At 68.7% G+C, this 22,446-nt stretch carries 18 protein-coding genes; 11 read left to right on the top strand and 7 right to left on the bottom strand.

The annotated features are described in order from the left end of the window. Nucleotides 1-170: 170 nt before the first annotated feature. Nucleotides 171-1,448, top strand: a complete 1,278-nt coding sequence (locus tag HSX14_RS26995) for an acetyl-CoA C-acetyltransferase (RefSeq protein WP_173171578.1) — start codon at nucleotides 171-173, stop codon at nucleotides 1,446-1,448. 176 nt (nucleotides 1,449-1,624) lie between these two features. On the opposite strand, the gene HSX14_RS26990 is transcribed toward HSX14_RS26995, so the two are convergent. Further along, nucleotides 1,625-2,638, bottom strand: coding sequence for a bile acid:sodium symporter family protein (locus HSX14_RS26990; RefSeq protein ID WP_173171580.1), 1,014 nt, complete (start codon nucleotides 2,636-2,638; stop codon nucleotides 1,625-1,627). An 82-nt stretch (nucleotides 2,639-2,720) separates the two neighbouring features. On the opposite strand from HSX14_RS26990, the gene HSX14_RS26985 reads away from it, so the two are divergent. The 3 genes from HSX14_RS26985 (at nucleotide 2,721) to HSX14_RS26975 (ending at nucleotide 8,802) form a co-directional block, all read left to right on the top strand. Then, complete coding sequence (locus HSX14_RS26985; protein ID WP_173171582.1) at nucleotides 2,721-3,509, top strand: AraC family transcriptional regulator; 789 nt, start codon at nucleotides 2,721-2,723, stop codon at nucleotides 3,507-3,509. 576 nt (nucleotides 3,510-4,085) lie between these two features. After that, nucleotides 4,086-7,604, top strand: a complete 3,519-nt coding sequence (locus HSX14_RS26980; protein WP_173171584.1) for a response regulator — start codon at nucleotides 4,086-4,088, stop codon at nucleotides 7,602-7,604. A gap of 13 nt (nucleotides 7,605-7,617) precedes the next feature. Beyond that, entirely contained in the window at nucleotides 7,618-8,802 is a 1,185-nt protein-coding gene (locus tag HSX14_RS26975; protein WP_173171586.1) for a two-component system response regulator, read from the top strand. Between the two features lie 3 nt (nucleotides 8,803-8,805). Here the strand turns inward: HSX14_RS26975 and HSX14_RS26970 are convergent, their stop codons facing one another. Continuing rightward, complete coding sequence (locus tag HSX14_RS26970) at nucleotides 8,806-9,087, bottom strand: DUF2218 domain-containing protein (RefSeq protein WP_173171588.1); 282 nt, start codon at nucleotides 9,085-9,087, stop codon at nucleotides 8,806-8,808. Between the two features lie 124 nt (nucleotides 9,088-9,211). Next, nucleotides 9,212-9,853, bottom strand: a complete 642-nt coding sequence (locus tag HSX14_RS26965; RefSeq protein ID WP_173171590.1) for an NAD(P)-dependent oxidoreductase — start codon at nucleotides 9,851-9,853, stop codon at nucleotides 9,212-9,214. 109 nt (nucleotides 9,854-9,962) lie between these two features. Between HSX14_RS26965 and HSX14_RS26960 the strand changes: the two genes are divergently transcribed. The 4 genes from HSX14_RS26960 (at nucleotide 9,963) to HSX14_RS26945 (ending at nucleotide 13,450) form a co-directional block, all read left to right on the top strand. Beyond that, on the top strand, nucleotides 9,963-10,856 hold the full coding sequence (locus HSX14_RS26960) for a LysR family transcriptional regulator (RefSeq protein WP_173171592.1): 894 nt from the start codon (nucleotides 9,963-9,965) through the stop codon (nucleotides 10,854-10,856). Nucleotides 10,857-10,928: 72 nt separating this feature from the next. Then, nucleotides 10,929-11,822: a PA4780 family RIO1-like protein kinase gene (locus HSX14_RS26955; protein WP_173171594.1), complete on the top strand. Its 894-nt coding sequence runs from the start codon at nucleotides 10,929-10,931 to the stop codon at nucleotides 11,820-11,822. 87 nt (nucleotides 11,823-11,909) lie between these two features. Further along, nucleotides 11,910-12,374, top strand: a complete 465-nt coding sequence (gene bfr / locus HSX14_RS26950) for a bacterioferritin (protein ID WP_111262019.1) — start codon at nucleotides 11,910-11,912, stop codon at nucleotides 12,372-12,374. Nucleotides 12,375-12,547: 173 nt separating this feature from the next. Then, the gene (locus HSX14_RS26945) at nucleotides 12,548-13,450 is read left to right on the top strand and encodes an EamA family transporter (protein WP_173171596.1); all 903 of its coding nucleotides are present in this window, start codon (nucleotides 12,548-12,550) and stop codon (nucleotides 13,448-13,450) included. Here HSX14_RS26945 and cueR read toward each other — a convergent pair. The 3 genes from cueR to HSX14_RS26930 form a co-directional block, all read right to left on the bottom strand. Then, complete coding sequence (cueR, locus tag HSX14_RS26940; protein ID WP_173171598.1) at nucleotides 13,416-13,817, bottom strand: Cu(I)-responsive transcriptional regulator; 402 nt, start codon at nucleotides 13,815-13,817, stop codon at nucleotides 13,416-13,418. The two genes, HSX14_RS26945 and cueR, sit on opposite strands and share 35 nt — an antisense overlap. A gap of 89 nt (nucleotides 13,818-13,906) precedes the next feature. Next, nucleotides 13,907-16,309: a heavy metal translocating P-type ATPase gene (locus HSX14_RS26935; protein WP_173171600.1), complete on the bottom strand. Its 2,403-nt coding sequence runs from the start codon at nucleotides 16,307-16,309 to the stop codon at nucleotides 13,907-13,909. 290 nt (nucleotides 16,310-16,599) lie between these two features. Further along, nucleotides 16,600-16,971, bottom strand: a complete 372-nt coding sequence (locus tag HSX14_RS26930) for a hypothetical protein (protein ID WP_173171602.1) — start codon at nucleotides 16,969-16,971, stop codon at nucleotides 16,600-16,602. A 112-nt stretch (nucleotides 16,972-17,083) separates the two neighbouring features. On the opposite strand from HSX14_RS26930, the gene HSX14_RS26925 reads away from it, so the two are divergent. Further along, nucleotides 17,084-17,281 carry a heavy-metal-associated domain-containing protein gene (locus HSX14_RS26925; protein WP_173171604.1) on the top strand — a complete coding sequence of 66 codons (198 nt, stop codon included), beginning with the start codon at nucleotides 17,084-17,086 and terminating at the stop codon, nucleotides 17,279-17,281. A 7-nt stretch (nucleotides 17,282-17,288) separates the two neighbouring features. Here HSX14_RS26925 and HSX14_RS26920 read toward each other — a convergent pair whose 3' ends face one another. Beyond that, the gene (locus tag HSX14_RS26920) at nucleotides 17,289-17,918 is read right to left on the bottom strand and encodes a TetR family transcriptional regulator (RefSeq protein WP_173171606.1); all 630 of its coding nucleotides are present in this window, start codon (nucleotides 17,916-17,918) and stop codon (nucleotides 17,289-17,291) included. A gap of 158 nt (nucleotides 17,919-18,076) precedes the next feature. Between HSX14_RS26920 and HSX14_RS26915 the strand changes: the two genes are divergently transcribed. Together HSX14_RS26915 and HSX14_RS26910 are read left to right on the top strand one after the other, a co-directional pair. Next, nucleotides 18,077-19,255, top strand: a complete 1,179-nt coding sequence (locus HSX14_RS26915) for an efflux RND transporter periplasmic adaptor subunit (protein ID WP_173171608.1) — start codon at nucleotides 18,077-18,079, stop codon at nucleotides 19,253-19,255. 12 nt (nucleotides 19,256-19,267) lie between these two features. Beyond that, nucleotides 19,268-22,396 carry an efflux RND transporter permease subunit gene (locus HSX14_RS26910; protein WP_274384339.1) on the top strand — a complete coding sequence of 1,043 codons (3,129 nt, stop codon included), beginning with the start codon at nucleotides 19,268-19,270 and terminating at the stop codon, nucleotides 22,394-22,396. Nucleotides 22,397-22,446 lie beyond the last annotated feature (50 nt).

Below are 22,446 nucleotides of genomic sequence, written 5' to 3'. Positions count from 1 at the left end.
GCTCCTGCACGCATAAGAAGTGGGGCTCACTCTACGCAGACAACACAATCGCGCAATTGACCGTGTTGACCACTCTGTTGGCAAGGCGGCCAATGCGACGGCCAGGCGGGCGGCTAGTCTTGTGGCCAACGTTGCGCACCGCAATCCATTCCCCAGGCAAGGAGTCACCCATGACCCAGCTGCGCCGGGTCGCCATCGTCGGCGGCAATCGCATTCCGTTCGCCCGTTCCAACACGGTGTACGCCACCGCCACCAACCAGCAGATGCTCACCAGCGCACTGGAAGGCCTGGTGGAGCGCTACAACCTGCACGGCGAGCGCATCGGCGAGTTCGTCGCCGGTGCCGTGCTCAAGCATTCCCGTGACTTCAACCTGGCCCGCGAATGCGTGCTGGGTTCGCGCCTGGCCCCGGAGACCAGCGCCTACGACATCCAGCAGGCCTGCGGCACCGGCCTGGAGGCCGCCATCCTGGTGGCCAACAAGATCGCCCTCGGGCAGATCGACAGCGGCATCGCCGGCGGCGTCGACACCACCTCCGATGCGCCCATCGGCGTGCACGAGGAGCTGCGCAAGATCCTCCTGGAGGCCAACCGCGGCAAGACCACCGGCGACAAGATCAAGAGCCTGCTCAAGGTGCGCCCGCGCCACCTGGCGCCGCACATCCCGCGTAACGGCGAGCCGCGCACCGGGCTGTCCATGGGCGAGTCCTGCGAGCTGATGGCGCAGACCTGGTCCATCCCGCGTGACGAGCAGGACGCCCTGGCCGTGGCCAGCCACCAGAAGCTCGCCGCGGCCTATGCCGAAGGCTGGCAGAACGACCTGCTGACCCCCTTCCTCGGCCTGACCCGCGACCAGAACCTGCGCGCGGACATCAACCCGGAGAAGCTCGCCACCCTCAAGCCGGTGTTCGAGAAGGGGCCGCGCGGCACCCTGACCGCCGCCAACTCCACCCCGCTCACCGACGGCGCCTCGGTGGTGCTGCTGGCCAGCGAGGAGTGGGCCAAGGCACGCGGCCTGCCGATCCTCGCCTACTTCAAGGACGGCGAGGCGGCGGCGGTGGATTTCGTCAGCGGCAAGGAAGGGCTGCTGATGGCGCCGGTCTACGCCGTACCGCGCCTCCTGGCACGCAATGGCCTGACCCTGCAGGACTTCGACTACTACGAGATCCACGAGGCCTTCGCCGCCCAGGTGCTCTGCACCCTCAAGGCCTGGGAAGACGCCGACTACTGCAAGACCCGCCTCGGCCTCGACCAGCCGCTGGGCTCGATCGACCGCAGCAAGATGAACGTCAAGGGCAGCTCCCTGGCCGCCGGCCACCCCTTCGCGGCCACCGGCGGGCGCATCGTCGCCAACCTGGCGAAGCTGCTTTCGGTGGCGGAAAAGGGGCGCGGGCTGATCTCGATCTGCGCCGCAGGCGGTCAGGGTGTGACCGCGATCCTCGAAAAGTAATCCAATACCCGTGGCCGCAATTCATCGCTGGCCGCGTGATGTAAGCAACTCCGTGATTTAGGGCGGCCCACTGGTTGGGCCGCCCTTTTTTTCGCCCGTTTTTCGAGGGCGCACGCGCTGCAGGTTGGCACCGAGCGCAGCGAGGCCCAACGGTGCGATGCCCGGGCCAGCCTGCGTCAGGCGGCGCTTGCCTGCGCCCTGGCCAATGCGTGGCCGCGACTGGCGTAGCGCTCGGCCATCACCGAGCAGACGATCAGCTGCATCTGGTGGTAGAGCATGATCGGCAGCAGGATCAGGCCCAGCGCCGGGTTGGCGCCGAAGATGATCGCCGCCATGGGCGCGCCGGCCGCCAGGGATTTCTTGGTGGCGCAGAACACCGCCGCGATCTCGTCCTCATGGTTGAAGCCCAGCGCCCGTGCCGAACGGGTGGTGGCCCAGAGCATCGCCGCCAGCAGCAGGGCGCTGCCGACGAAGGCGATGACCAGGGTGGCCGGCCCCTGCTGCTGCCAGATGCCGCCGGCCACCGAATCGCTGAACGAGGCGAACACCAGCAGCAGGATCACCAGCTTGTCGAACACCGCCGTGTAGCGCTTGTAGCGGGCGAAGAACCTGCCCCACAGCGGGCGCAGCGCCTGGCCCAGCACCAGCGGCAGGAGCAGCAGCAGGCTCAGGTCGATCAGCGTCTCGCCCAGGTCGATGCCGCCGTTGGCGTCGGCCACCAGGCTGATCAGCCAGGGCGTGAGGAACACCCCCAGCAGGCTCGACAGGCTGGCGTTGAGGATCGCCGCCGGTACGTTGCCGCCCGCGCTGCCGGTCAGCGCCACCGAGGAGGAGATGGTCGAGGGCAGGGCGCAGAGGTAGAAGAAGCCCAGCATCAGCGCTGGCGGCAGGTGCGTGCCGAACAACCGGTCCACCGCCAGCCAGGCCAGCGGGAACAGGGCGAAGGTGAACACCTGCACCATGATGTGCAGGCGCCAGTTGCTCAGGCCCTTGCGGATCTGCTCGGTGGACAGGTTGATCCCGTGCAGGAAGAACACCAGGAACACCCCGGCGTTGATCAGGCTCTCGGCATGCAGCGCGCCGCCGTGGCGGCCGATGTCCGGGAACAGCCAGGCCAGCGCCACGGCCAGCAGCATGCCGCCGAGGAACCAGTCGGTGACCAGGCGCTTGAGGGGTTTGAGTGCCGACATGGAACCTCCGGGCAGCCGATGGGATTGAGGCGGCAGGTTAACGGGCGCACAATCCGGCCGTCTAACGACAGCGGATCAGAAGATGTCGCCAAACGGACAGCTCGACCTGCAACGCAGCATCCCCGACCTCAGCGCGTTGCCCCGACCCCTCTACGCCCGTGCGGAAAGCCTGCGCGCCGGCTCCTGGACGGCGCGCCACAGCCATGACTGGGTGCAGCTCTCCTACGCCATCAGCGGCGTGCTCGGGGTGCACACCGCCGCCGGCAGCTTCTTCGCCCCGCCGCATTGGGCGATCTGGGTGCCGGCGGGCCTGGAGCACGAGGTGGTCACCTCCATGCATGCCGAGATGCGCAGCCTCTACGTGCGCCGCGACGCCTGCACCTGGGCGCCGGACCACTGCCGGGTGCTGGAGGTGACGCCGCTGGCGCGTGAGCTGATCAAGGGCTTCTGCGAACTGCCGGTGGAATACCCCGAGGGCGACAGCCCCGAAGCCCGCCTGGTGGCGGTGCTGCTGGACCAGCTGCGTGCCCTGCCGGAGGCGGGCTTCTCCCTGCCCATGCCCAGCGAGCCGCGCCTGCTGCGCCTGTGCAACGAACTGGTGGCCCAGCCCGACCTGGCCCGCCCCCTCAGCGAATGGGCCGGCCTGCTCGCCACGTCGGAAAAGACCCTGATGCGCGCCTTCCAGCGCGAGACCGGGCTCAGTTTCCGCCAATGGCGCCAGCGCCTGCGCCTGCTCGCCGCCCTGCAACCGCTGGAGCAGGGCGACAGCGTCACCCAGGTCGCCCTCGGCAGCGGCTACGACTCGCCCTCGGCCTTCATCGCTGCCTTCAAGGGCTTGTTCGGGGTGACGCCGGGTGAGCTGTTCCGCTGACGCCGCCCGCTCCGTCTCACGGAAGTCCATGCGCACCACGTCGTGATGCGTGGACGAAGAAAGTTGTAGCAGCCGCCAACGCCCCTCCAGGAGGCCGAACGGAGTCGTTGCGCCGGGGGACGAGCGGCATGGATGCCGCGAGAGGCGCGCCAGGCCATGGATGGCCCATCGCGTCGGCCCCCAGACGCCACTTGTGGCGAACGCACTTCAGTGCGGCCCGAAGGGCGAGCGTAGCGAGTAACGACGATGGAGTGAGGGCACCCGACGCAGTCGGGCCGGATGATGGGGCAAGCCCTTTTGGTTCCTTTTGGGTGGTTCGGCACCCCGACGATTGTCAAAAGGGACTCGCCCGGGTGGGCGAAACCAGAAGCATCACCAGCGCTCGGCAATCAGCTGGGCTCAATCTCCTAGCAACACTTAACGCAGACAGAGCCATGGGTTTCGCTCCGCTCGACCCTCCCTGCGGAGTTGCAGGCGCACCCGGGCGCTCGACTCCACTGAACGCCGGGCCCCGCCTTTCCAACCGCCGGCCGCTGGCTAAGCTGAATTGCGGTGGACGAGCACAAGGACAGACCCATGTTGCGTGTCTCTGTTTGGCTGGTGCTGATGCTGCTGGCGCCCCTGGTGCTGGGCGGGTCCGAGCGGCTCGACTTCGATGCGGGCGAGGCGGCCTGGCTGCAGGACCACCCACGCGTGCGCGTCGGCGTGCCGCGCCATGGCTGGCCGCCGTTCGACCTGGTCGACGCCGACGGCAGCTACCAGGGCATCAGTGCCGACTTCCTGCGCCTGGTGGGGGAGCGCCTCGGCCTGGGCATCGAGCCGGTGCTCTTCGATGACTGGCAGCAGGCCCAGGATGCATTGCGCGAGCGCCGTGTCGATGTCCTGCCATCCATGGCCAAGGTGGCCTCGCGGGAATCCTGGGCGGCCTTCAGCGAGCCCTACCTGGTCAGTACCAGCCTGCTCTTCACCCGTCGCGAGAGTGCGTGGCAGGGGCTGGGCGACCTGGCCGGCAAGCGTGTCGCGGTGGAGCGTGGCTACGCCGTGCAGGGCAAGCTGCGCGAGCGTGCCCCGGGGCTGTTGCTGGTGGAGGCGGCCGACACCGAGGCGGCCTTGCGTGCCGTGTCCTCCGGGCGCGCCGATGCCTACGTGGGCAACATGATCGTCGCCAGCTACCTGATCCGGCAGCTCAACCTGAGCAACCTGGAGCTGCGCGGCGAGTCCGGCCTGGGCAGCAGCCAGCTGCACTTCGCCGTGCGCCGCGACTGGCAGCAGCTGGCCGGGCTGATCGACCACGCCCTGGCCAGCATCGACCGCGAGGAGCGCGAGGCGATCATGGATCGCTGGCTGCCGCCGCTCACCGAGTTCAACTGGCGCAAGGCCGCGGAAGTGGGCTGGCCCTATGCACTGGGGGTGATCGCCCTGGTGGGCTTCGTGCTGCTGTGGAACCGCCGCCTGGCGGTGCAGGTGGAGGAACGCCGCCGCGCCGAGGCCGAGGCGGAACGCCAGCGCAGCACCCTGCTGGCGCTGGTCAACGCCATCCCCGACCCGATCTGGTTCAAGGACGCCGATGGCCGCTACCTTGGCGCCAACCAGGCCTTCGCCGACCTCATCGGCCAGAGCCGCGAGGCACTGCAGGGGCGCACCGATGCCGAACTGCTGCCCACCGAACGGGCGCGCATGCGGCTGATCCAGGACCAGGCGGCGCTGGCCCTGAGCCTGCCGTTCGAGAGCGAGGACTGGGTGGTGCAGCGCGATGGACGCAAGGTGCTGTTCGACACCATCCGTGCCACCTTCCAGGACGACAAGGGCCATTTGCTGGGCCTGGTGGGCGTCAGCCGCGACGTCACCGCGCGCAAGCACAGCGAAGAGGCCCTGGCCCAGGCCAAGGAACTGGCCGAGGAAGCGGCCCGGACGAAGGCCGACTTCCTCGCCAACATGAGCCACGAGATCCGCACCCCGATGAACGCCATCATCGGCATGACCCACCTGGCCCTGCGGGCGAGCCCCGAACCCCGGCAGCGCGAGTACCTAGGCAAGATCCAGCAGGCCAGCCAGCACCTGATGGGGGTGATCAACGACATCCTCGACTTCTCCCGCATCGAGGCCGGCAAGCTGAACATCGAGCGCATCGACTTCGACCTGCAGCAGGTGCTGGAGAACCTCTCCGGGCTGGTCAGCGAGAAGGCCGCCTGCAAGCAGCTGGAACTGGTGTTCAACGTCGACCCGCAATTGCCCCTGCAACTGGTGGGCGACCCGCTGCGCATCGGCCAGATCCTCATCAACTACGCAAACAACGCGGTCAAGTTCACCGAGCAGGGCGAGGTGGAGGTGATCGTCCGCGGCGAGCCGCGTGGCGGGCGCGAGCTGGAGCTGTACCTGGCGGTGCGCGACACCGGCATCGGCCTCGACGCCGAGCAGCAGGGGCGCCTGTTCGAATCCTTCCAGCAGGCGGACAACTCCACCACCCGGCGCTATGGCGGCTCCGGCCTGGGCCTGGCCATCTGCCGGCGCCTGGCCGAGGCCATGGGTGGCGAGGTCGGCGTCGACAGCCGGGTGGGCGTCGGCAGCCTGTTCTGGTGCCGGCTGCCGGTGCAGGTTTCCGCGCGCCAGCCCCACGAGCTGCTGCTGCAGCCCGACCTGCTCGATCGCCGGGTGCTGGTGGTGGACGACAACGACGCCGCGCGCCAGGTGATCAACGACATGCTCGCCAGCCTGGCGCTGCGGGTCGAGGCGGTGCAGTCCGGCGAGGAGGCGCTGCTGCGGGTCGCCGAGGCCGAGCGCGAGGGCGACCCGTTCGAGATCGTCTTCATCGACTGGCAGATGCCCGGGCTGGACGGTGTGGAGACCGCACGCCGCCTGCGCCTGCTGGGCCTGGCCAAGCCGCCGCGCCTGCTGCTGGTCACCGCCCATGGCTTCGACGACCTGGGCGACACCGACAAGGCCGGCATCGACGAGGTGTTGCACAAGCCGCTGAACCCGTCGGTGCTGCTGGAAGCCTCCCTCAGCAGCCTGGGGCGGCGGCGCAGCCCCGAGCCGACCGGCACCGCCGCGCTGCTGGAGGCCATGCCGCGCTTCGAGAACCAGCGCGTGCTGCTGGTCGAGGACCACGCACTGAACCGCGAGGTGGCCACCGCGCTGCTGGAGGAGAGCGGCCTGCGCATCGACCAGGCGGAGAACGGGCTGGATGCCATCGACCGTCTGCGCTGGCAGCCGCCCGACTACTACGCGCTGGTGCTGATGGACATGCAGATGCCGGAGATGGACGGCCTGGAAGCCACCCGCGAGCTGCGCCGCGACCCGCGCCTGCGCGACCTGCCGATCATCGCCATGACCGCCAACGCCCTGCCCGGTGACCGCGAGCGCTGCCTCCAGGCGGGCATGAACGACCACGTCGGCAAGCCCATCGAGCCCCTGGAACTGTGGGCCACCCTTCGTCGCTGGCTGCCCAGCGACGGTGTGCGGAGCGAGGTGAAGACGACCGCCGCCGTCGGCCTGCCGGACTGGCGGCTGCCGGGCATCGACCTCGCCAGCGGCCTGCGCCGGGTGCTGGGCAAGCAGCAGGCCTACCTGGGGCTGCTGGGCAAGTTCGCCAAGGGCCAGCGCCAGTTCGTCGGCCAATTGCGCCAGGCCCTCGGCGATGGCGACCGCGAGCGCGCCGAGCGCCTGGCCCACAGCCTGCGCGGGCTGGCCGGCAACCTGGGCGCGGCGCAGTTGCAGGCCCAGGCCGGTGAGCTGGAGCGCGGCATCCACCAGGGGGCGCGCCTGGCCCAGCTGGAGCGCCCGTTGCTGGAGCTGGAACCGCCGTTGCTGGCGCTGGTCGGAGCCATCGATGAACTCCTGCGTGAGCAACGCCCGGAGCCCGAGGCCGCCGCCTGCGACCCGACGCACCTGGTGCCCCTGTGCAAGCGCCTGGCGCAGCTGTTCGAGGACGACGATCCGCGCGCCGGAAAGCTCTTCGAAGAACAGGCGCAATTGCTGCGCAGCGCCTTCAATGAAGGCTATGGCCCCCTGGAGGCGGCGGTGCGGGGTTACGACTTCGAGACCGCCCTGGCGGTGCTGCGGGAGATGGCGGGGCAACGCGACATTTCACTCTGACGAGGTGCGCCACATGGGCGGCATGCTGGACAGACCGGATCGCGAGGTGATCCTGGTGGTGGACGACACCCCGGACAACCTCGAGCTCATGAGCGAGCTGCTGATGGACCGCTATCGGGTCAAGGTCGCCGGCAGTGGTGCCAAGGCCCTGAGGATCGCTGCCGGGAACATGCGCCCGGACCTGATCCTGCTGGATGTGATGATGCCGGAGATGGACGGCTACGAAGTCTGTGCGCGGCTCAAGGCCGATGCCGCCACCCGCGACATCCCGGTGATCTTCCTCACCGCCCGCAGCGAGATCGCCGACGAGCAGAAGGGCTTCGACCTCGGCGCGGTGGACTACATCACCAAGCCGATCAGCCCGCCCATCGTCCTGGCGCGGGTCCAGGCCCAGTTGCAGCTCAAGGCCACGGCCGACTTCCTGCGCGACAAGAGCGAGTACCTGGAACTGGAGGTGCGCCGCCGCACCCGCGAGATCCATCACCTGCACTACGCCACGATCGAGGCCCTGGCCGGCCTGGCCGACATGCGCGACAACCCCGACGGCAACCACCTGCTGCGCGTCGAACTGTACATGCGCCTGCTGGCTGGCGCGCTGGCGCGGCAGCAGCCGGGGATGGCGGACGAGCTGACCGAGGAACGCATCGCGTTGATGGCCAAGTCGGCGCTGTTGCACGACATCGGCAAGGTGGCGCTGCCCGATCGCGTGCTGCTCAACCCGGGGCAACTGGAGGGCGACGACCTGCGCCTGATGCAGAGCCATACCCGGCTCGGCCGCGAAGCGCTGGAGCGCGCCGAGGCGCGCCTGGGTGGGGTGGGGCAGAGCTTCCTCGCCTATGCCAAGGAGATCCAGTACGGCCACCACGAGCGCTGGGACGGCTCGGGTTATCCACAGGGCCTGCGTGGCGACCAGATCCCGCTGTCCGCACGCCTGATGGCCCTGGTCGATTGCTACGACGAGCTCACCCGCTATCACCCCTACCGCAGCCGCCTGAGCGGCGACGAGGCAGTGATGCGCATCAGCGCCGGCAGTGGCAGTGAGTTCGACCCGCTCGTGGTGCTGGCCTTCCTCGAGGTGGCCGACGGCTTCGCCCGCATCGCGGAACGCCACGCCGACAGCCGCAGCGCCATCGAGGGCGAGCTGCAGCGCCTTGAGGATTCCATCGCCGAGAGCATCGAGCTGACGTTGCCGGAGTGAGGCTCAGCGCCAGTCCAGCTGCAGGGCTTCCTGCCAGGCGAAACGTTCGAAGTGGCTGGCGATCACGTCCTTCATCCGTTCCAGCTTCTCGTTGTCGGCGGCTTCGACCATGAGGGTCAGGCCGCCGGCTTCGGCGTGCAGCGTGCCGAGGCCGAAGTCGAACTCGATGCGTCCCTGGTGCTCGTCGAAGCTGACCGGGATGCGGTGGGCGAAGTGCTTGCACAGGCGGCTGATGTAGCGCGCCGGGGTGTCGGTGGCGACGTGGGCGGAGGCGATGAGGCTCATGCTGGGTTCCTGTTCGTCGTGTGGAGCGGCGGGCTGTTCAGCGGGCCCCCGCGTTCGCGAGGGTGACGCCACGGCTGGAGTGCCCCGTCGTCATCCCCGCCCTGCGGGGCCCGCTGGAAAACCTTCAATAACCCGCGGTGAAGCGCTGGCGGATGTGCTGCGGGTTTTCCAGCTCGTCGACGATGGCCACGGCCAGGTCGGCCACGGAGAGGCTCGCCGGGTGGTCGCCGTCCATCAGCAGCTCGTTGCCGCCGAGGCGGAAGCGGCCGGTGCGCTCGCCGGGCTGCAGCAGGGCGGGCGGCGAGATGAAGCTCCAGTCCAGCGCGGTTTCGGCCTGGATCAGGTTGAGCGCCTGGCGCGCACCCTCGGCGCCTTCCTTGTATTCGGCGGGGAAGTTCGGGGTATCGATCAGTTGCAGGCCCGGGGCGACATAGAGGCTGCCAGCCCCGCCGACCACCAGCAGGCGGCGCACGCCGGACCGGTTCACGGCTTCGAAGATCGAACGGGTGCCGGCGATGAACTGCTCGCGGATGTCGTCGCGGCCCCAGCCCGGGTTGAAGGCATGGATCACCGCGTCATGGCCGGCCAGTTGCGGCGCGGTGGCGGCGGCGTCGTGGATGTCGGCTTTTACGGCCTTCAGGTGTTCTTGGGCGGCGAGCTTTTCCGGGTGGCGGACCAGGGCGGTGACCTGGTGGCCTCGTTGCAGGGCTTCGGTGAGCACGGCGGAGCCGACGAAACCGGTGGCACCGATGAGGGCGATCTTCATGCTGTTCTCCAGGGATCTAAGTGGTGATTCGAGGTGATGAATCATGACTTCTGGATAATCAGCGGAAAAAGTGGCAGAAAGCGCTTTCACAATTAAGCAGGGCTTACGAATGGAGCAGCTCAAACGCATGGCGGTGTTCGCCATGGTCGTGGAGAAGGGCTCGATGGTCGCCGCAGGCGAGGCGCTGGGCATGAGTGCCTCGGCGGTCAGCCAGCAGATCCGCCGGCTGGAGGAATCGACCCGGGTCAGCCTGCTCCATCGCACCACCCGCAAGCTGACCCTGACCGAGGCCGGCAGCCTGTTCTACCGCAGCTGCGCCCAGGTGCTGGAACTGGCGCAGCAGGCCGAGCAGCGCCTGGCGGAGCTGCGCGACGCGCCGGTGGGGGAATTGCGCATCGCAGCGCCCGTGGGCTTTTCCGGCCGGGTGGTGACCGACGCCCTGGCTCCCCTGCTGGAGGCGCACCCGGGGCTGAGCCTGCGGCTGTTCTTCCACGACGAGCAGATCGACCTGGTGGAGCAGCGTATCGACCTGGCCATCCGCGTCGGCACCCTGGACGACTCCAGCCTGGTGGCGCGGCATGTCGGCGACTGGCCGATGCTGCTGTGCTGCGCACCGGCCTACCTGGCCCGGCACCCCGGCATCCAGCGCCCGGAGCAACTGCTGGCGCTGGACTGGGTGACCCTCGGCAGCGATCGCCACCAGGGGCCGCTGACGCTGCACGGGCCGGGCGGCGAGGTGCAGCGCCTGCGCATCGAGAGCCGGGTGGTGTGCAACAACATCCTGTCCACCCGCAGTTTCACCCTGGCCGGCTTCGGTCTCTCGCTGCAGCCGGAGCCGGAGGTCAGCGAGGAACTGACCAGCGGTCGCCTGCTGCGTGTGCTGCCGGACTGGCAGCCCGGCACCATCGGGCTCTACATCGTCACCCCGCGCCGCGACGCCCAGCCGGCCAAGGTGCGCTACGCCATGGATGCGTTGCGCCACAGTCTGGCGCGTCGCGGATAGTCGCGCGGGCCCGCATGCCGTATAAAGTCGGACGATGTCCGCCCGCAAACAGAGGATTGGCTACAAAGCAGCATGAAGACTCCAAAACGCATTGAACCGTTGGTGGAAGACGGCCTGATCGACGAAGTGGTCAGGCCCCTGATGAGTGGCAAGGAAGCATCGGTCTACGTTGTGCGTTGTGGCGGCGAGTTGCGGTGCGCGAAGGTCTACAAGGAGGCCAACAAGCGCGGGTTCCGCCAGGCTGCCGAGTACCAGGAGGGCCGCAAGGTACGTAACAGCCGTGACGCCCGGGCCATGGCCAAGGGCTCGAAGTACGGACGCAAGGAGCAGGAGGAGAACTGGCAGAACGCCGAGGTCGCGGCCCTGTTCCGCCTGGCCGCGGCGGGCGTGCGCGTGCCCAAGCCCTATGACTTCCTCGATGGCGTGCTGCTGATGGAGCTGGTCACCGACGGCTACGGCGATGCCGCGCCGCGCCTCAACGATGTCGACCTGACGCCCGAGGATGCCCGCGAATTCCACGCCTTCATGATCGGCGAGATCGTCAAGATGCTCTGCGCCGGCCTGGTCCATGGCGACCTGTCGGAGTTCAACGTCCTGCTCGACCCGTACGGCCCGGTGATCATCGACCTGCCGCAGGCGGTGGATGCCGCCGGCAACAACCACGCCTTCCGCATGCTGGAGCGCGATGTCGGCAACATGGCGTCCTATTTCGGCCAGTTCGCCCCCGAGTTGCTCTACACCCGTTATGCCAAGGAAATGTGGGCGCTCTACGAGGACGGCAAGCTGACACCGGATTCGAAGCTCACCGGCGAGTTCGCCGAGCCGGAGGATTCCGCCGACGTCGACGCGGTGATGCGCGAGATCAAGGCCGCCCTGGCCGAGGAAGCCCGGCGCCAGGCGCTGCTCAACGAGGACGAGGACAAGGCCCGCGACGAGCCGCCGCCCCCGCCCTGGATGCAGAATTGACACTGCGGCATCGGCTCGCTTGACCGGGGCCGATCCGCGCAGGACCATTGCGCCCTCGGATCACCGCGTTTGCAGGGGAGAACACGCATGCAAGGGCAACTCGAAGTCGTCGAATACCTGAAGGATCTGCTGCGCGGCGAGCTGGCCGCTCGCGACCAGTATTTCCTGCACTCGCGGATGTACGCGGACTGGGGCTTCACCAAGCTCTTCGAGCGCATCAACCACGAGATGGAGGAGGAGACCGAGCACGCCGATGCCCTGCTCAAGCGCATCCTCTTCCTCGAAAGCACCCCGGACATGACGCCCAAGGCCATCCATCCCGGCGCCACCGTGCCGGAGATGCTGCGCTCGGACCTCAATCTCGAATACGAAGTCCGTGCCGCGCTGAGCAAGGGCATCACCCTGTGCGAGAAGCACAAGGACTATGTCAGCCGCGACATCCTCGCCCTGCAGCTGCAGGACACCGAGGAAGACCACGCCTACTGGCTGGAACAGCAACTGGGCCTGATCGACCGCGTGGGCCTGGAGAACTACCTGCAATCCCAGGCCTGATCGGGCCCGCACCGACTCATGCCGAGCCCCCGGAGGGGCGTCTCCCCGAGAGACGCGCCTCCGGGGGCTTTTTCATGGCCGTATCCCTGTATCACGCCATTTGCGGGCATCTGTATCCATACAGGTGCCCGATGAGCTGCTAGCGTTGCCTGCCCGCCCTACGAGTGCATGCCATGCCCTTGCCGCACATCCTCCTCGCCCTGCTGGTCACCCTGGTCTGGGGCGTCAACTTCGTCGTCATCAAGCTCGGCCTCGCGGAATTCCCGCCGCTGCTGTTCTGCGCCCTGCGCTTCGCCCTGGCGGCGACGCCGCTGCTGTTCCTGCGCGGGCCGATGCCGGCACCGTTGTGGCGGATCGTGCAGATCGGCCTGCTGCTGGGGGTGTTCAAGTTCGGCGTGCTGTTCATCGGCATGAAGATCGGCATGCCGGCGGGACTGACCTCCCTGGTGCTGCAGAGCCAGGTGTTCTTCACCATCCTCATCGCCGCCCTGCTGCTGGGCGAGCGGCCCAGCCGGCGCGGCATGCTCGGCCTGGCCCTGGCCGCCTCCGGCCTGGTGCTGATCGGCCTGGAGCGGCCCATGGGTGACAGCCTGCTGGCCTTCGCGCTGGTGCTGGTGGCCGCGCTGGCCTGGGCCTTCGCCAACATCGCCACCAAGCGCGCGGGCGCCACCGACATGCTGCGGCTGATCTGCTGGGTGAGCCTGGTGCCGCCCTTGCCGCTGCTGGCGCTGTCCTGGGTGTTCGAGGGGCCGCAGGCAATGGCGGCGGCCTTCGAGCACGCCACCCTGGTGGGCTATGGCTCGCTGCTGTTCGTGGCCTTCGGTGCCACCACCCTGGGGTTTGCCATCTGGAGCTTCCTGCTCAGCCGCCACCCGGCGAGCCTGGTCACCCCCTTCGCCCTCGCGGTGCCGATCTCCGGGCTGCTGTCCGGCTGGCTGCTGCTGGACGAGGCGCTGAGCCCGGCGGGCTGGCTGGCCTGCGTCATCGTCTTCGTCGGCCTGGCGATCACCGTGCTGCCCAAGGGGCTGTTCGGCCGCCTGGTCAGTGGCAGCAGCCGCCCGACTCCAGGTCCTTGAGGATCGGGCAGTCGGGGCGGTGATCGCCCTGGCAGTGGTCCACCAGCTCCTGCAGGGTGTCGCGCAGGCCGGCCAGCTCGGCGATCTTGCGGTTCAGCTCGTCGATATGGTCGCGGGCCAGCGCCTTGACGTCGGCACTGGCGCGGCCCCGGTCCTGCCACAGTTGCAGCAGCTTGCCGACTTCCTCCAGTGAGAAGCCCAGGTCCCGTGAACGGCGGATGAACGCCAGGCTGTGCAGGTCCTGCTGGCTGTACTGGCGGTAGCCGCTGTCGCTGCGACCGGCCTCCGGCAGCAGGCCGATGGATTCGTAGTAGCGGATCATCTTCGCGGTGAGCCCGCTCTTCTTCGCGGCCTGGCCGATGTTCATGCATCTGTCCTCTTGGGTTGAGGTGTCTGGGCGCCCCTTGCGGGGCGCTTGGCGAATGAATTCGCCCCTACCAGAACAGCGTCCTGGCTTCAGTCTTCCTTGGGTTCGTACCCGGCCGGTTTCCAGGTCTTCAGCAGCAGCGCGTTGCTCACCACGCTGACGCTGGAGAGCGCCATCGCCGCGCCGGCGACCACGGGGTTGAGCATGCCGGCGGCGGCGAGCGGGATGCCCACCAGGTTGTAGATGAAGGCCCAGAACAGGTTCTGGCGGATCTTGCCATAGGTGCGCCGGGCGATCTCCAACGCGGCGGGGACCAGGCGCGGGTCGCCGCGCATCAGGGTGATGCCGGCCGCGTGCATGGCCACGTCGGTGCCACCGCCCATGGCGATGCCGACATCGGCGGCGGCCAGGGCGGGGGCGTCGTTGATGCCGTCGCCGACCATCGCCACCACCGCGCCGCCGGCCTTGAGCCGCGCCACTTCGGCGGCCTTGTCGGCGGGCAGCACTTCGGCGTGCACGTCGTCGATGCCCAGCGCCTCGGCCACCACCCGGGCACTGCCACGGTTGTCGCCGGTGATCAGGTGGCTGGCGATGTGGCGTTCCCGCAGGGCCTGCACGGCGTCGCGGGCACCGTCCTTGAGGCTGTCGCCGAAGGCGAACAGGCCGATCACCCGCACCTCGGGTTGCAGTTCCAGCAGCCAAGAGAGGGTGCGGCCCTGGGCTTCCCAGGCCGTGGCCGATTCCAGCAGGGCGCCGCCATCGAGCCCCTGTTCCTCCAGCAGGCGGCGGTTGCCCAGTGCCAGCAGGCGGCCCTCGACCCGGCCCTGGATGCCGCGCCCGGTGAGGGACTGGCTGTCGTTCACCTCGGGCACCGTCAGGCCGCGCTCGTCGCAGGTGTCCAGCACCGCCTTGGCCAAAGGGTGTTCGCTGCCGCGCTGCAGGGCACCGGCCCATTGCAGCAGGGCGGCTTCGTCGCCATCGGCGGCCGCCAGGTTGGTGATGCGCGGGGTGCCGGAGGTGAGGGTGCCGGTCTTGTCGAAGGCCACGGCGGTGACGGCATGGGCCACCTCCAGGGCTTCGGCGTCCTTGATCAGGATGCCGTGGCGGGCCGCGACGCCGGTGCCCGCCATGATCGCCGTGGGCGTGGCCAGGCCGAGGGCGCAGGGGCAGGCGATCACCAGCACGGCGACGGCGTTGATAAGCGCCGTCTCCAGCGCCGCGCCGGCCAGCAGCCAGCCGCCGAGGGTGGCCAGGGCGATCAGCAGCACCGCCGGGACGAACACCTGGCTGACCCGGTCCACCAGCTTCTGGATCGGCGCCTTGGCCGCCTGGGCGTCTTCCACCAGGCGGATGATCCGCGCCAGCACCGTCTCGCCGCCCAGGGCGGTGGTGCGCACCCGCAGGCGCCCCTCACCGTTGATGGCGCCGCCGGTGACGCGGTCGCCGGGGGCCTTGGGCACCGGCAGGCTCTCACCGCTGATCAGGGCCTCGTCGGCATGGCTCTGGCCTTCCAGCACCTCGCCGTCCACCGGGAAGCGTTCACCCGGCTTCACCAGTACCTCGTCGCCCAGGCGCAGTTCGGCGATGGCGATCTCTTCCTCGCGGCCGCCGCGCAGGCGGATGGCGCGCTCGGGGCGCAGGGCTTCCAGGGCGCGGATGGCGGCGCTGGTCTGGCGCTTGGCGCGGCTCTCCAGGTACTTGCCCAGCAGCACCAGGGCGATGACCACGGCAGAGGCTTCGAAATACAGGTGCGGCACGTGGCCGGGGTGGGCGGTGGCCCACTGGTAGAGGCTCAGGCCGTAGCCGGCGCTGGTGCCGATGGCCACCAGCAGGTCCATGTTGCCGGCGCCAGCGCGCACGGCCTTCCAGGCGGCGCGGTAGAAGCGCGCGCCGAGGAGGAACTGCACCGGCGTGGCCAGGGCGAACTGCACCCAGGCCGGCAGCATCCAGTGCAGGCCGAAGGGTTCCACCAGCATCGGCAGCACCAGCGGAGCGGCCAGGGCGAGGGCGACGAGCAGCGCCCAGCGCTCGTGGCGCAGGCGGCTGGCGTTGTCATCGCCGCGCGGCGCATCCGTATCCAGGGCGCGGGCCTGGTAGCCGGCGCGTTCGACGGCCTGCAGCAGCGTGCTGCGTTCCACCTCGCCGAGCAGCAGCAGGTGGGCGCGCTCGGTGGCGAGGTTCACCGTCACCTCGCCGACCCCCGGCACCTTGGCCAGGGCGCGCTCGACGCGGCCCACGCAACTGGCGCAGGTCATGCCGTCGATGGCCAGCTCCAGGCGCTGGCCGGGCACTTCGTAGCCGGCAGCCTCCACCGCCGCGCGCAGGGCCGGCAGGCTGTCGCCCGGCGCTTGCACGCGGGCCCGCTCGGTGGCGAGGTTGACGCTGGCGGTCTCCACGCCCGGCACCTTGGCCAGGGCGCGCTCCACACGCCCGGCGCAGCTGGCGCAGGTCATCCCGGCGATGGGCAGGTCGAACGAAACGGATGGGCTCATGGGGCAATTCCTCCTGGATTGCCCACAGGATCGACCTTGACACGAGGGCAAGGTCAAGCGGCGAGTTGTCACACCGCTTCGGTGCCCCATCCGTAGGGGCGAATTCATTCGCCCAGCGATCCACCCGGCGCACACGGCGCCCTCATGGGCACGTGCTTCTTTGTGGGAGCGGATTCATCCGCGATGGCCCGGCCCCCCTTTTCCAGTGGGTTCCCGCGTTCGCTGGAGTGACGGTGCGTTCACCTGCATCCTCGCGAGCCGGGAGGCCCCGCCTGGGCGGGTGCTGTCGGTCAGGGATTGGCCAGCGCCGGGGTCAGGTACAGGCCGGCGGTGTTCATCGCCAGGCGGTATCTGCGGACTTCGCCGGCTTCCAGGCTGATGGACTGCAGGCGCTGCTGCTCGATGCCGGGCTTGCAGCGGACGGGGCCGAGCAGGCCGAGGCGGATGGCGACCGGGCCTGGCGGCAGGTTGAAGGCGATGCTTTCGCCCTGCACCAGGCGCGCGGCGAGCTGGTCCTGCAGGTAGAGGCCGACGTCGCAGCTGGTGGGCAGTTCGACGCGTTCGCGGCTGACGATCAGCACGCCGTAGTCGATGGGGGATTGGGCCTGCGCCGAGCCGGCGAGGGCGAGCAGGGCGAGCAGGCAGAGGCGGGTGGGGGACATGGCGGCGACTCCGGGACGGCATGCATCGAGTGTAGGGGATCGCGGCACGCTTGACCTTGCCACGGTGGCAAGCCCGAGACTGGCTCCAGTCCCATCGAGCAAGGAGTCGATCATGCAGATTCTCAAGGTAAGCGGCATGTCCTGCGGCCACTGCGTCCGCGCCATCACCCAGTCGTTGCAGAGCCGCGACCCGGCGGCGGAGGTCCAGGTCGACCTGGGCGCGGGCGAGGTGCGCGTGGCCAGCCGGCTGTCCCTGGACGAGGTGCTGGCGGCCATCCGCGAGGAAGGCTACGCGGCCGAAGCGGCCTGAGGCCCGGTCAGGCGCCCTGGTCCCAGTCGCGGAACAACCCGCGGAACAGGGTGCCCACCAGCACGCCGGCCTCGCGCTGCGGGTCGAACAGCTCGGGGTCGCGCGTCCAGTCGGTGAACAGCCCGATCATCTGCGCGTGCAAGGCACGCGATGCCAGGCGCGGGGTGAGCCCGTCCAGCAGGCGCTCGACGCAGCCCGGGCGGGCGAACAGCGCCTCGCACAGGTCGATGAACTGGTTGACGAAGGCGTTATGGCGATCCTCCGCCTCGCGCAGTTCCTCGGTGAACTCGCAGCGGTGCAGGAGGATGGTGAAGATGCGATGGCGCTGCTGGTCGAGCGCCAGGCTGGTGATGGCCTCGACGCACAGCTCCAGCAACGACTGCAGCAGGTCGCGACCTTCGGCGCCGTGCAGTCGCTGGGCCATCTGCTCCGGTGGCAGGCGCACCTGGTTGAGCATCTCGTGGAACAGGTGGGCCTTGTTCTGGAAGTGCCAGTAGACCGCGCCACGGGTGACGCCCGCCGCCCGGGCGATCTGCTCGAGGGACGTGTGGGCGACGCCGTTTTCGAGGAACAGGACCTCGGCGGCGGCCAGGATATCGGTGCGGGTCTTTTCCGCTTCTTCTTTGGTTCTGCGCATAGCAGTTGGACGAATACTGTCTAGGCTTCTTGCTCGGGGGCCAGAGTTTACCGATTTTGCGGTCGGATACTGCTTTTACCAGCGTGAACGCATGTATCCAGCCTTGACCTGATTCCTGTTTTTGCCAACCAGGCGCTGTCATGGAATGGAGACGCACGATGCCGTTATCACCCTCTTTCACCTTTTCCCTGCGGCTCTGCGCGTTCGCCCTGGCCTCGCTGAGCCTGGTCGCCGAGGCGGCCGACGCTCCGGCCAAGGCGGCCCCGCCGCCCCCGGAAGTGCTGGTGGAAACGGTGAAGGCGGCGCCCCTGCCGATGACCCTGGAATATGCCGGGCGTACCGCCGGCTACCGCGAGGTGGAGGTCCGTGCCCAGGTCAGCGGCATCCTCCAGGAGCGCACCTACCAGGAGGGCAGCAAGGTGCAGAAGGGCCAGGTGCTGTTCCGCATCGACCCGCGCACCTACCAGGCCGCCCTGGCCAGCGCCAAGGGCGCGCTGGCCCAGGAGCAGGCGCGCTACCGCCAGACCGAGCGTGACCTCAAGCGCATCCGCGAGCTGCAGAAGAAGGGCTTCGCCAGCGAGAGCGAGCTGGACAACGCCGTCTCCAACTTCGAGCAGAGCAAGGCCAACGTGCAGGCCGCCGAGGCCAACGTGCAGGCCAAGCAGATCGACCTCGACTACACCACGGTGGAGGCGCCCATCACCGGCATGACCAGCAAGGAGACCCGCTCCGAGGGCAGCCTGGTGGTGGCCGGCGATCCCAACTCCAGCCTGCTGACCCAGCTCACCCAGCTCGACCCCATCTACGTCAACTTCGGCTACCCGGACACCGAGGCCGAGCGCATCCGCGAGGAGGTGCAGACCGGCAAGCTGACCCTGCCCGAGGGCGGCAAGATGGCCGCCGTGCTCAAGTTCGGCGACGGCTCCACCTACCCGCTGGAGGGGCGCGTCGACTTCACCGACAGCTTCGTCAACACCGGCACCGGCACCGTCAGTGCCCGCGCCGTGGTGCCCAACCCCGAGCAGAAGCTGTTGCCGGGTCAGTTCGTGCGGGTGCTGGTCAAGGGCCTGAGCCGGCCCAGGGCGATCACCGTGCCCGAGCGCGCCCTGGCCCAGGGGCCGCGCGGCACCTTCGTCTTCGTGGTGGACAAGGACGGTGTCGCACGGGTACGCGAGGTGAAGACCGGCGACACCTCCGAGGGGCGCTGGGTCATAGAGTCCGGCGTCGCCGAAGGCGACCGGGTCATCGTCGAGGGCTTGCCGAAGGTGCGGCCCGACTCGCCGGTCAAGGCCGTCGAAGCGCAGGACAAGCCCGCCGACCAGCCGAAACAGTCCTGAGGAGCGTCCGCCGTGATCTCACGCTTCTTCATCGACCGCCCGGTGTTCGCCGCGGTCATCTCCATCGTCATCATCCTCGGCGGCCTCGCGGCCATGCGCGCGCTGCCCATCGCCCAGTACCCGGAGATCCTGCCGCCGCAGGTATCGGTATCCGCCAGCTACCCGGGCGCCAGCTCCCAGGTCATCGCCGAGACCGTGGCGGCGCCGCTGGAGCAGCAGATCAACGGCGTGGAGGGGATGATCTACCAACTGTCCAACTCCGACAGCAACGGCGCCATGAGCCTGACCGTGTACTTCCAGGTGGGCACCGACCCGGACCAGGCCACCATCGACGTCAACAACAAGGTGCAGGCGGCGCTGGCCAAGCTGCCCGAGGAAGTGCGCCGGCAGGGCGTGAAGGTGGAGAAGAAGTCCTCCGACATCCTCCAGGTGGTGACGCTGTTCTCCCCGGACAATTCCCGCGACCCGATCTACATCAGCAACTACGCGCTGATCAACGTGATCGACGAGCTCAAGCGCATCCCCGGCGTGGGCGATGCCAGCCAGTTCGGCTCCAAGGACTACTCCATGCGCATCTGGCTGCGGCCGGACAAGCTGGCGCAGTACGACCTGACCCCCACCGACGTGGTCAAGGCCATCCAGGAGCAGAACTCCCAGTTCGCCGCCGGCAGCTTCGGCAAGCAGCCGCTGAACCAGCCCCAGGACTTCACCTACACCGTCACCACCAAGGGACGCTTCACCGAGCCGAAGGAGTTCGAGAGCGTGATCCTGCGCACCGACGCAACCGGCGCCAGCCTGCTGCTCAAGGACGTGGCACGGGTCGAGCTGGGTGCCCAGGACTACTCGCTGATGACCTCGCTGAACGGCCAGCAGAACGCCGCCTTCGGCATCTACCTGCAGCCCGGCGCCAACGCCCTGAACACCGCCGAGGCGGTCGAGGCCACCATGAAGCGCCTGGAGAAGCGCTTCCCCGACGGCATCGCCTACAAGATCCCCTACGACACCACCAAGTTCGTCAAGGTCTCCATCGAGGAGGTGATCCACACCTTCGTCGAGGCCCTGATCCTGGTGATGCTGGTGGTCTTCATCTTCCTGCAGAACTGGCGCGCCACGCTGATCCCGGTGCTGGCCATCCCGGTGTCGCTGATCGGCACCTTCGCCGGCATGTACATGCTCGGGTTCTCGATCAACCTGCTGACCCTGTTCGGCATGGTGCTGGCCATCGGCATCGTGGTGGACGACGCCATCGTGGTGCTGGAGAACGTCGAGCGGGTGATGCGCACCGAGAAGCTCAGCCCGCGCGACGCCTCGATCAAGGCCATGGAGGAGGTCACCGGGCCCATCGTCGCCATCGTCCTGGTGCTCTGCGCGGTGTTCATCCCGGTGGGCTTCCTCGGCGGCCTGGCGGGGCAGATGTACAAGCAGTTCGCGATCACCATCGCGGTGTCGGTGGTGATTTCCGGCATCGTCGCGCTGACCCTCTCGCCAGCGCTCTGCGCCCTGCTGCTCAAGCCCACCCATCACGAACCGGCGGCGCCGTTCCGCTGGTTCAACCGCTTCTTCGACCGCGCCACCGACGGCTACACCGCCGGCGTGCGCTTCTTCCTCAAGCGCAGCCTCATCGGCGTGCTGCTGTTCGGCGGGATGATCGCGCTGATGGTGCTGCTGTTCGGCCGGGTGCCCGGCTCGCTGGTGCCGGACGAGGACCAGGGCTACGTGATCAACGCCTACTTCCTGCCGCCGGCGGCCTCCCTGACTCGCACCGAGGAAGTCACCAGCGCGGTGACCGAGCAGTTGATGAAGCACCCGGCGGTGCAGGACGTGGTCACCTTCGCCGGCTTCGACGTGCTCACCTTCGGCACCCGCAGCAACGCCGGCGTGTCCTTCGTGCCGTTGAAGGACTGGAAGGAACGCACCACCGACGAGCTGGACGCGCGCAACCTGCCGCCCGCCTTCATGGCCATGGGCGCCGGGCAGAAGGACGGCGTGGTGATGACCTTCAACCCGCCGCCGATCACCGGCATGAGCACCACCGGCGGCTTCGAGGCGTACATCCAGGACCGCTCCGGCGGCAGCGTCGCGCAGCTGGAGGAGACGGTCACCAAGTTCATCGGCGCCATCTCCAAGCGCCCGGAGCTGGTGGGGGTCAATACCACCTTCAACGCCAACGTGCCGCAGTACTACGTCGACCTGGATCGCACCAAGGCGCGCGCGCTGGGGGTGGCGGTGAACGATGTGTTCACCGCCATGCAGTCCACCTTCGGCAGCTACTACGTCAACGACTTCACCCTCTACGGGCGCACCTGGCAGGTGAGCCTGCAGGCCGAATCCGAGTTCCGTCGCAAGCCCGAGGACCTGAGCCAGGTGTACGTGCGCTCGGCCTCCGGCGACCTGGTGCCGCTGTCGTCCCTGGTGCGCGTGCAGCGCATCCTCGGGCCGGACTCCTACGCACGCTTCAACGTCTACCCGGCGGCCAAGATCCTCGGCGGACCGGCACCGGGCTACAGCTCCGGCCAGGCACTGGCGGCGATGCAGGAGGTGGCGGACGAGGTGCTGGGCGAGGACTACAGCATCGGCTGGATCGGCTCGGCCTACCAGGAGCTGGCGACCCAGGGCTCGGGCAGCAAGGCCTTCGTCTTCGGCCTGATCCTGGTGTTCCTCATCCTCGCCGCCCAGTACGAACGCTGGACCCTGCCCATCGCCGTGGTCACCGCGGTGCCCTTCGCGGTGTTCGGCGCCATCCTCGCGGTGTGGCTGCGCGGGCTGTCCAACGACGTGTACTTCCAGGTGGGGCTGGTGACGCTGATCGGCCTGGCGGCGAAGAACGCCATCCTCATCATCGAGTTCGCCGTGCTCTGCCGCGAAGAGGGCATGGGCATCTTCGAGTCGGCGCTGGAGGCGGCCAAGCTGCGCTTCCGGCCCATCGTCATGACCTCGCTGGCCTTCATCCTCGGGTGCGTGCCGCTGGCCATCAGCAGCGGCGCGGGCTCGGCGAGCCGACATTCGATCGGTACCGGCGTGATTGGCGGTATGCTTGCCGCCACGTTGCTGGCAACCTTCCTCATCCCGATGTTCTATCTGCTGGTGGAATCCGCCGCCGACAGGTTGGGGCGCAAGAAGAAGGCACCGGCCGCCGAGTGACGTCCGGCGCCATCCCCGCGCACGCGGGAGGCCACCGGACATCGAACCGC

The sequence above is a fragment of the Pseudomonas tohonis genome (assembly GCF_012767755.2).
In the GTDB taxonomy this organism is placed as follows: Bacteria; Pseudomonadota; Gammaproteobacteria; order Pseudomonadales; family Pseudomonadaceae; genus Metapseudomonas; species Metapseudomonas tohonis.
The sequence above is the reverse complement of the archived record's forward strand: the minus strand, read 5'-3'. Positions and strand labels throughout refer to the sequence as shown.

What these genes read in the sequence shown, in the direction of transcription:
- HSX14_RS26995 (WP_173171578.1), top strand. Translation starts at nt 171, where the DNA reads ATGACCCAGCTGCGCCGGGTCGCCATCGTCGGCGGCAATCGCATTCCG.
- bfr (WP_111262019.1), top strand. Translation starts at nt 11,910, where the DNA reads ATGCAAGGGCAACTCGAAGTCGTCGAATACCTGAAGGATCTGCTGCGC.
- HSX14_RS26925 (WP_173171604.1), top strand. Translation starts at nt 17,084, where the DNA reads ATGCAGATTCTCAAGGTAAGCGGCATGTCCTGCGGCCACTGCGTCCGC.
- HSX14_RS26990 (WP_173171580.1), bottom strand. Translation starts at nt 2,638, where the DNA reads ATGTCGGCACTCAAACCCCTCAAGCGCCTGGTCACCGACTGGTTCCTC.
- HSX14_RS26965 (WP_173171590.1), bottom strand. Translation starts at nt 9,853, where the DNA reads ATGAAGATCGCCCTCATCGGTGCCACCGGTTTCGTCGGCTCCGCCGTG.
- HSX14_RS26960 (WP_173171592.1), top strand. Translation starts at nt 9,963, where the DNA reads ATGGAGCAGCTCAAACGCATGGCGGTGTTCGCCATGGTCGTGGAGAAG.
- HSX14_RS26915 (WP_173171608.1), top strand. Translation starts at nt 18,077, where the DNA reads ATGCCGTTATCACCCTCTTTCACCTTTTCCCTGCGGCTCTGCGCGTTC.
- HSX14_RS26970 (WP_173171588.1), bottom strand. Translation starts at nt 9,087, where the DNA reads ATGAGCCTCATCGCCTCCGCCCACGTCGCCACCGACACCCCGGCGCGC.
- HSX14_RS26980 (WP_173171584.1), top strand. Translation starts at nt 4,086, where the DNA reads ATGTTGCGTGTCTCTGTTTGGCTGGTGCTGATGCTGCTGGCGCCCCTG.
- HSX14_RS26975 (WP_173171586.1), top strand. Translation starts at nt 7,618, where the DNA reads ATGGGCGGCATGCTGGACAGACCGGATCGCGAGGTGATCCTGGTGGTG.
- HSX14_RS26935 (WP_173171600.1), bottom strand. Translation starts at nt 16,309, where the DNA reads ATGAGCCCATCCGTTTCGTTCGACCTGCCCATCGCCGGGATGACCTGC.
- HSX14_RS26930 (WP_173171602.1), bottom strand. Translation starts at nt 16,971, where the DNA reads ATGTCCCCCACCCGCCTCTGCCTGCTCGCCCTGCTCGCCCTCGCCGGC.
- HSX14_RS26945 (WP_173171596.1), top strand. Translation starts at nt 12,548, where the DNA reads ATGCCCTTGCCGCACATCCTCCTCGCCCTGCTGGTCACCCTGGTCTGG.
- HSX14_RS26985 (WP_173171582.1), top strand. Translation starts at nt 2,721, where the DNA reads ATGTCGCCAAACGGACAGCTCGACCTGCAACGCAGCATCCCCGACCTC.
- HSX14_RS26920 (WP_173171606.1), bottom strand. Translation starts at nt 17,918, where the DNA reads ATGCGCAGAACCAAAGAAGAAGCGGAAAAGACCCGCACCGATATCCTG.
- cueR (WP_173171598.1), bottom strand. Translation starts at nt 13,817, where the DNA reads ATGAACATCGGCCAGGCCGCGAAGAAGAGCGGGCTCACCGCGAAGATG.
- HSX14_RS26955 (WP_173171594.1), top strand. Translation starts at nt 10,929, where the DNA reads ATGAAGACTCCAAAACGCATTGAACCGTTGGTGGAAGACGGCCTGATC.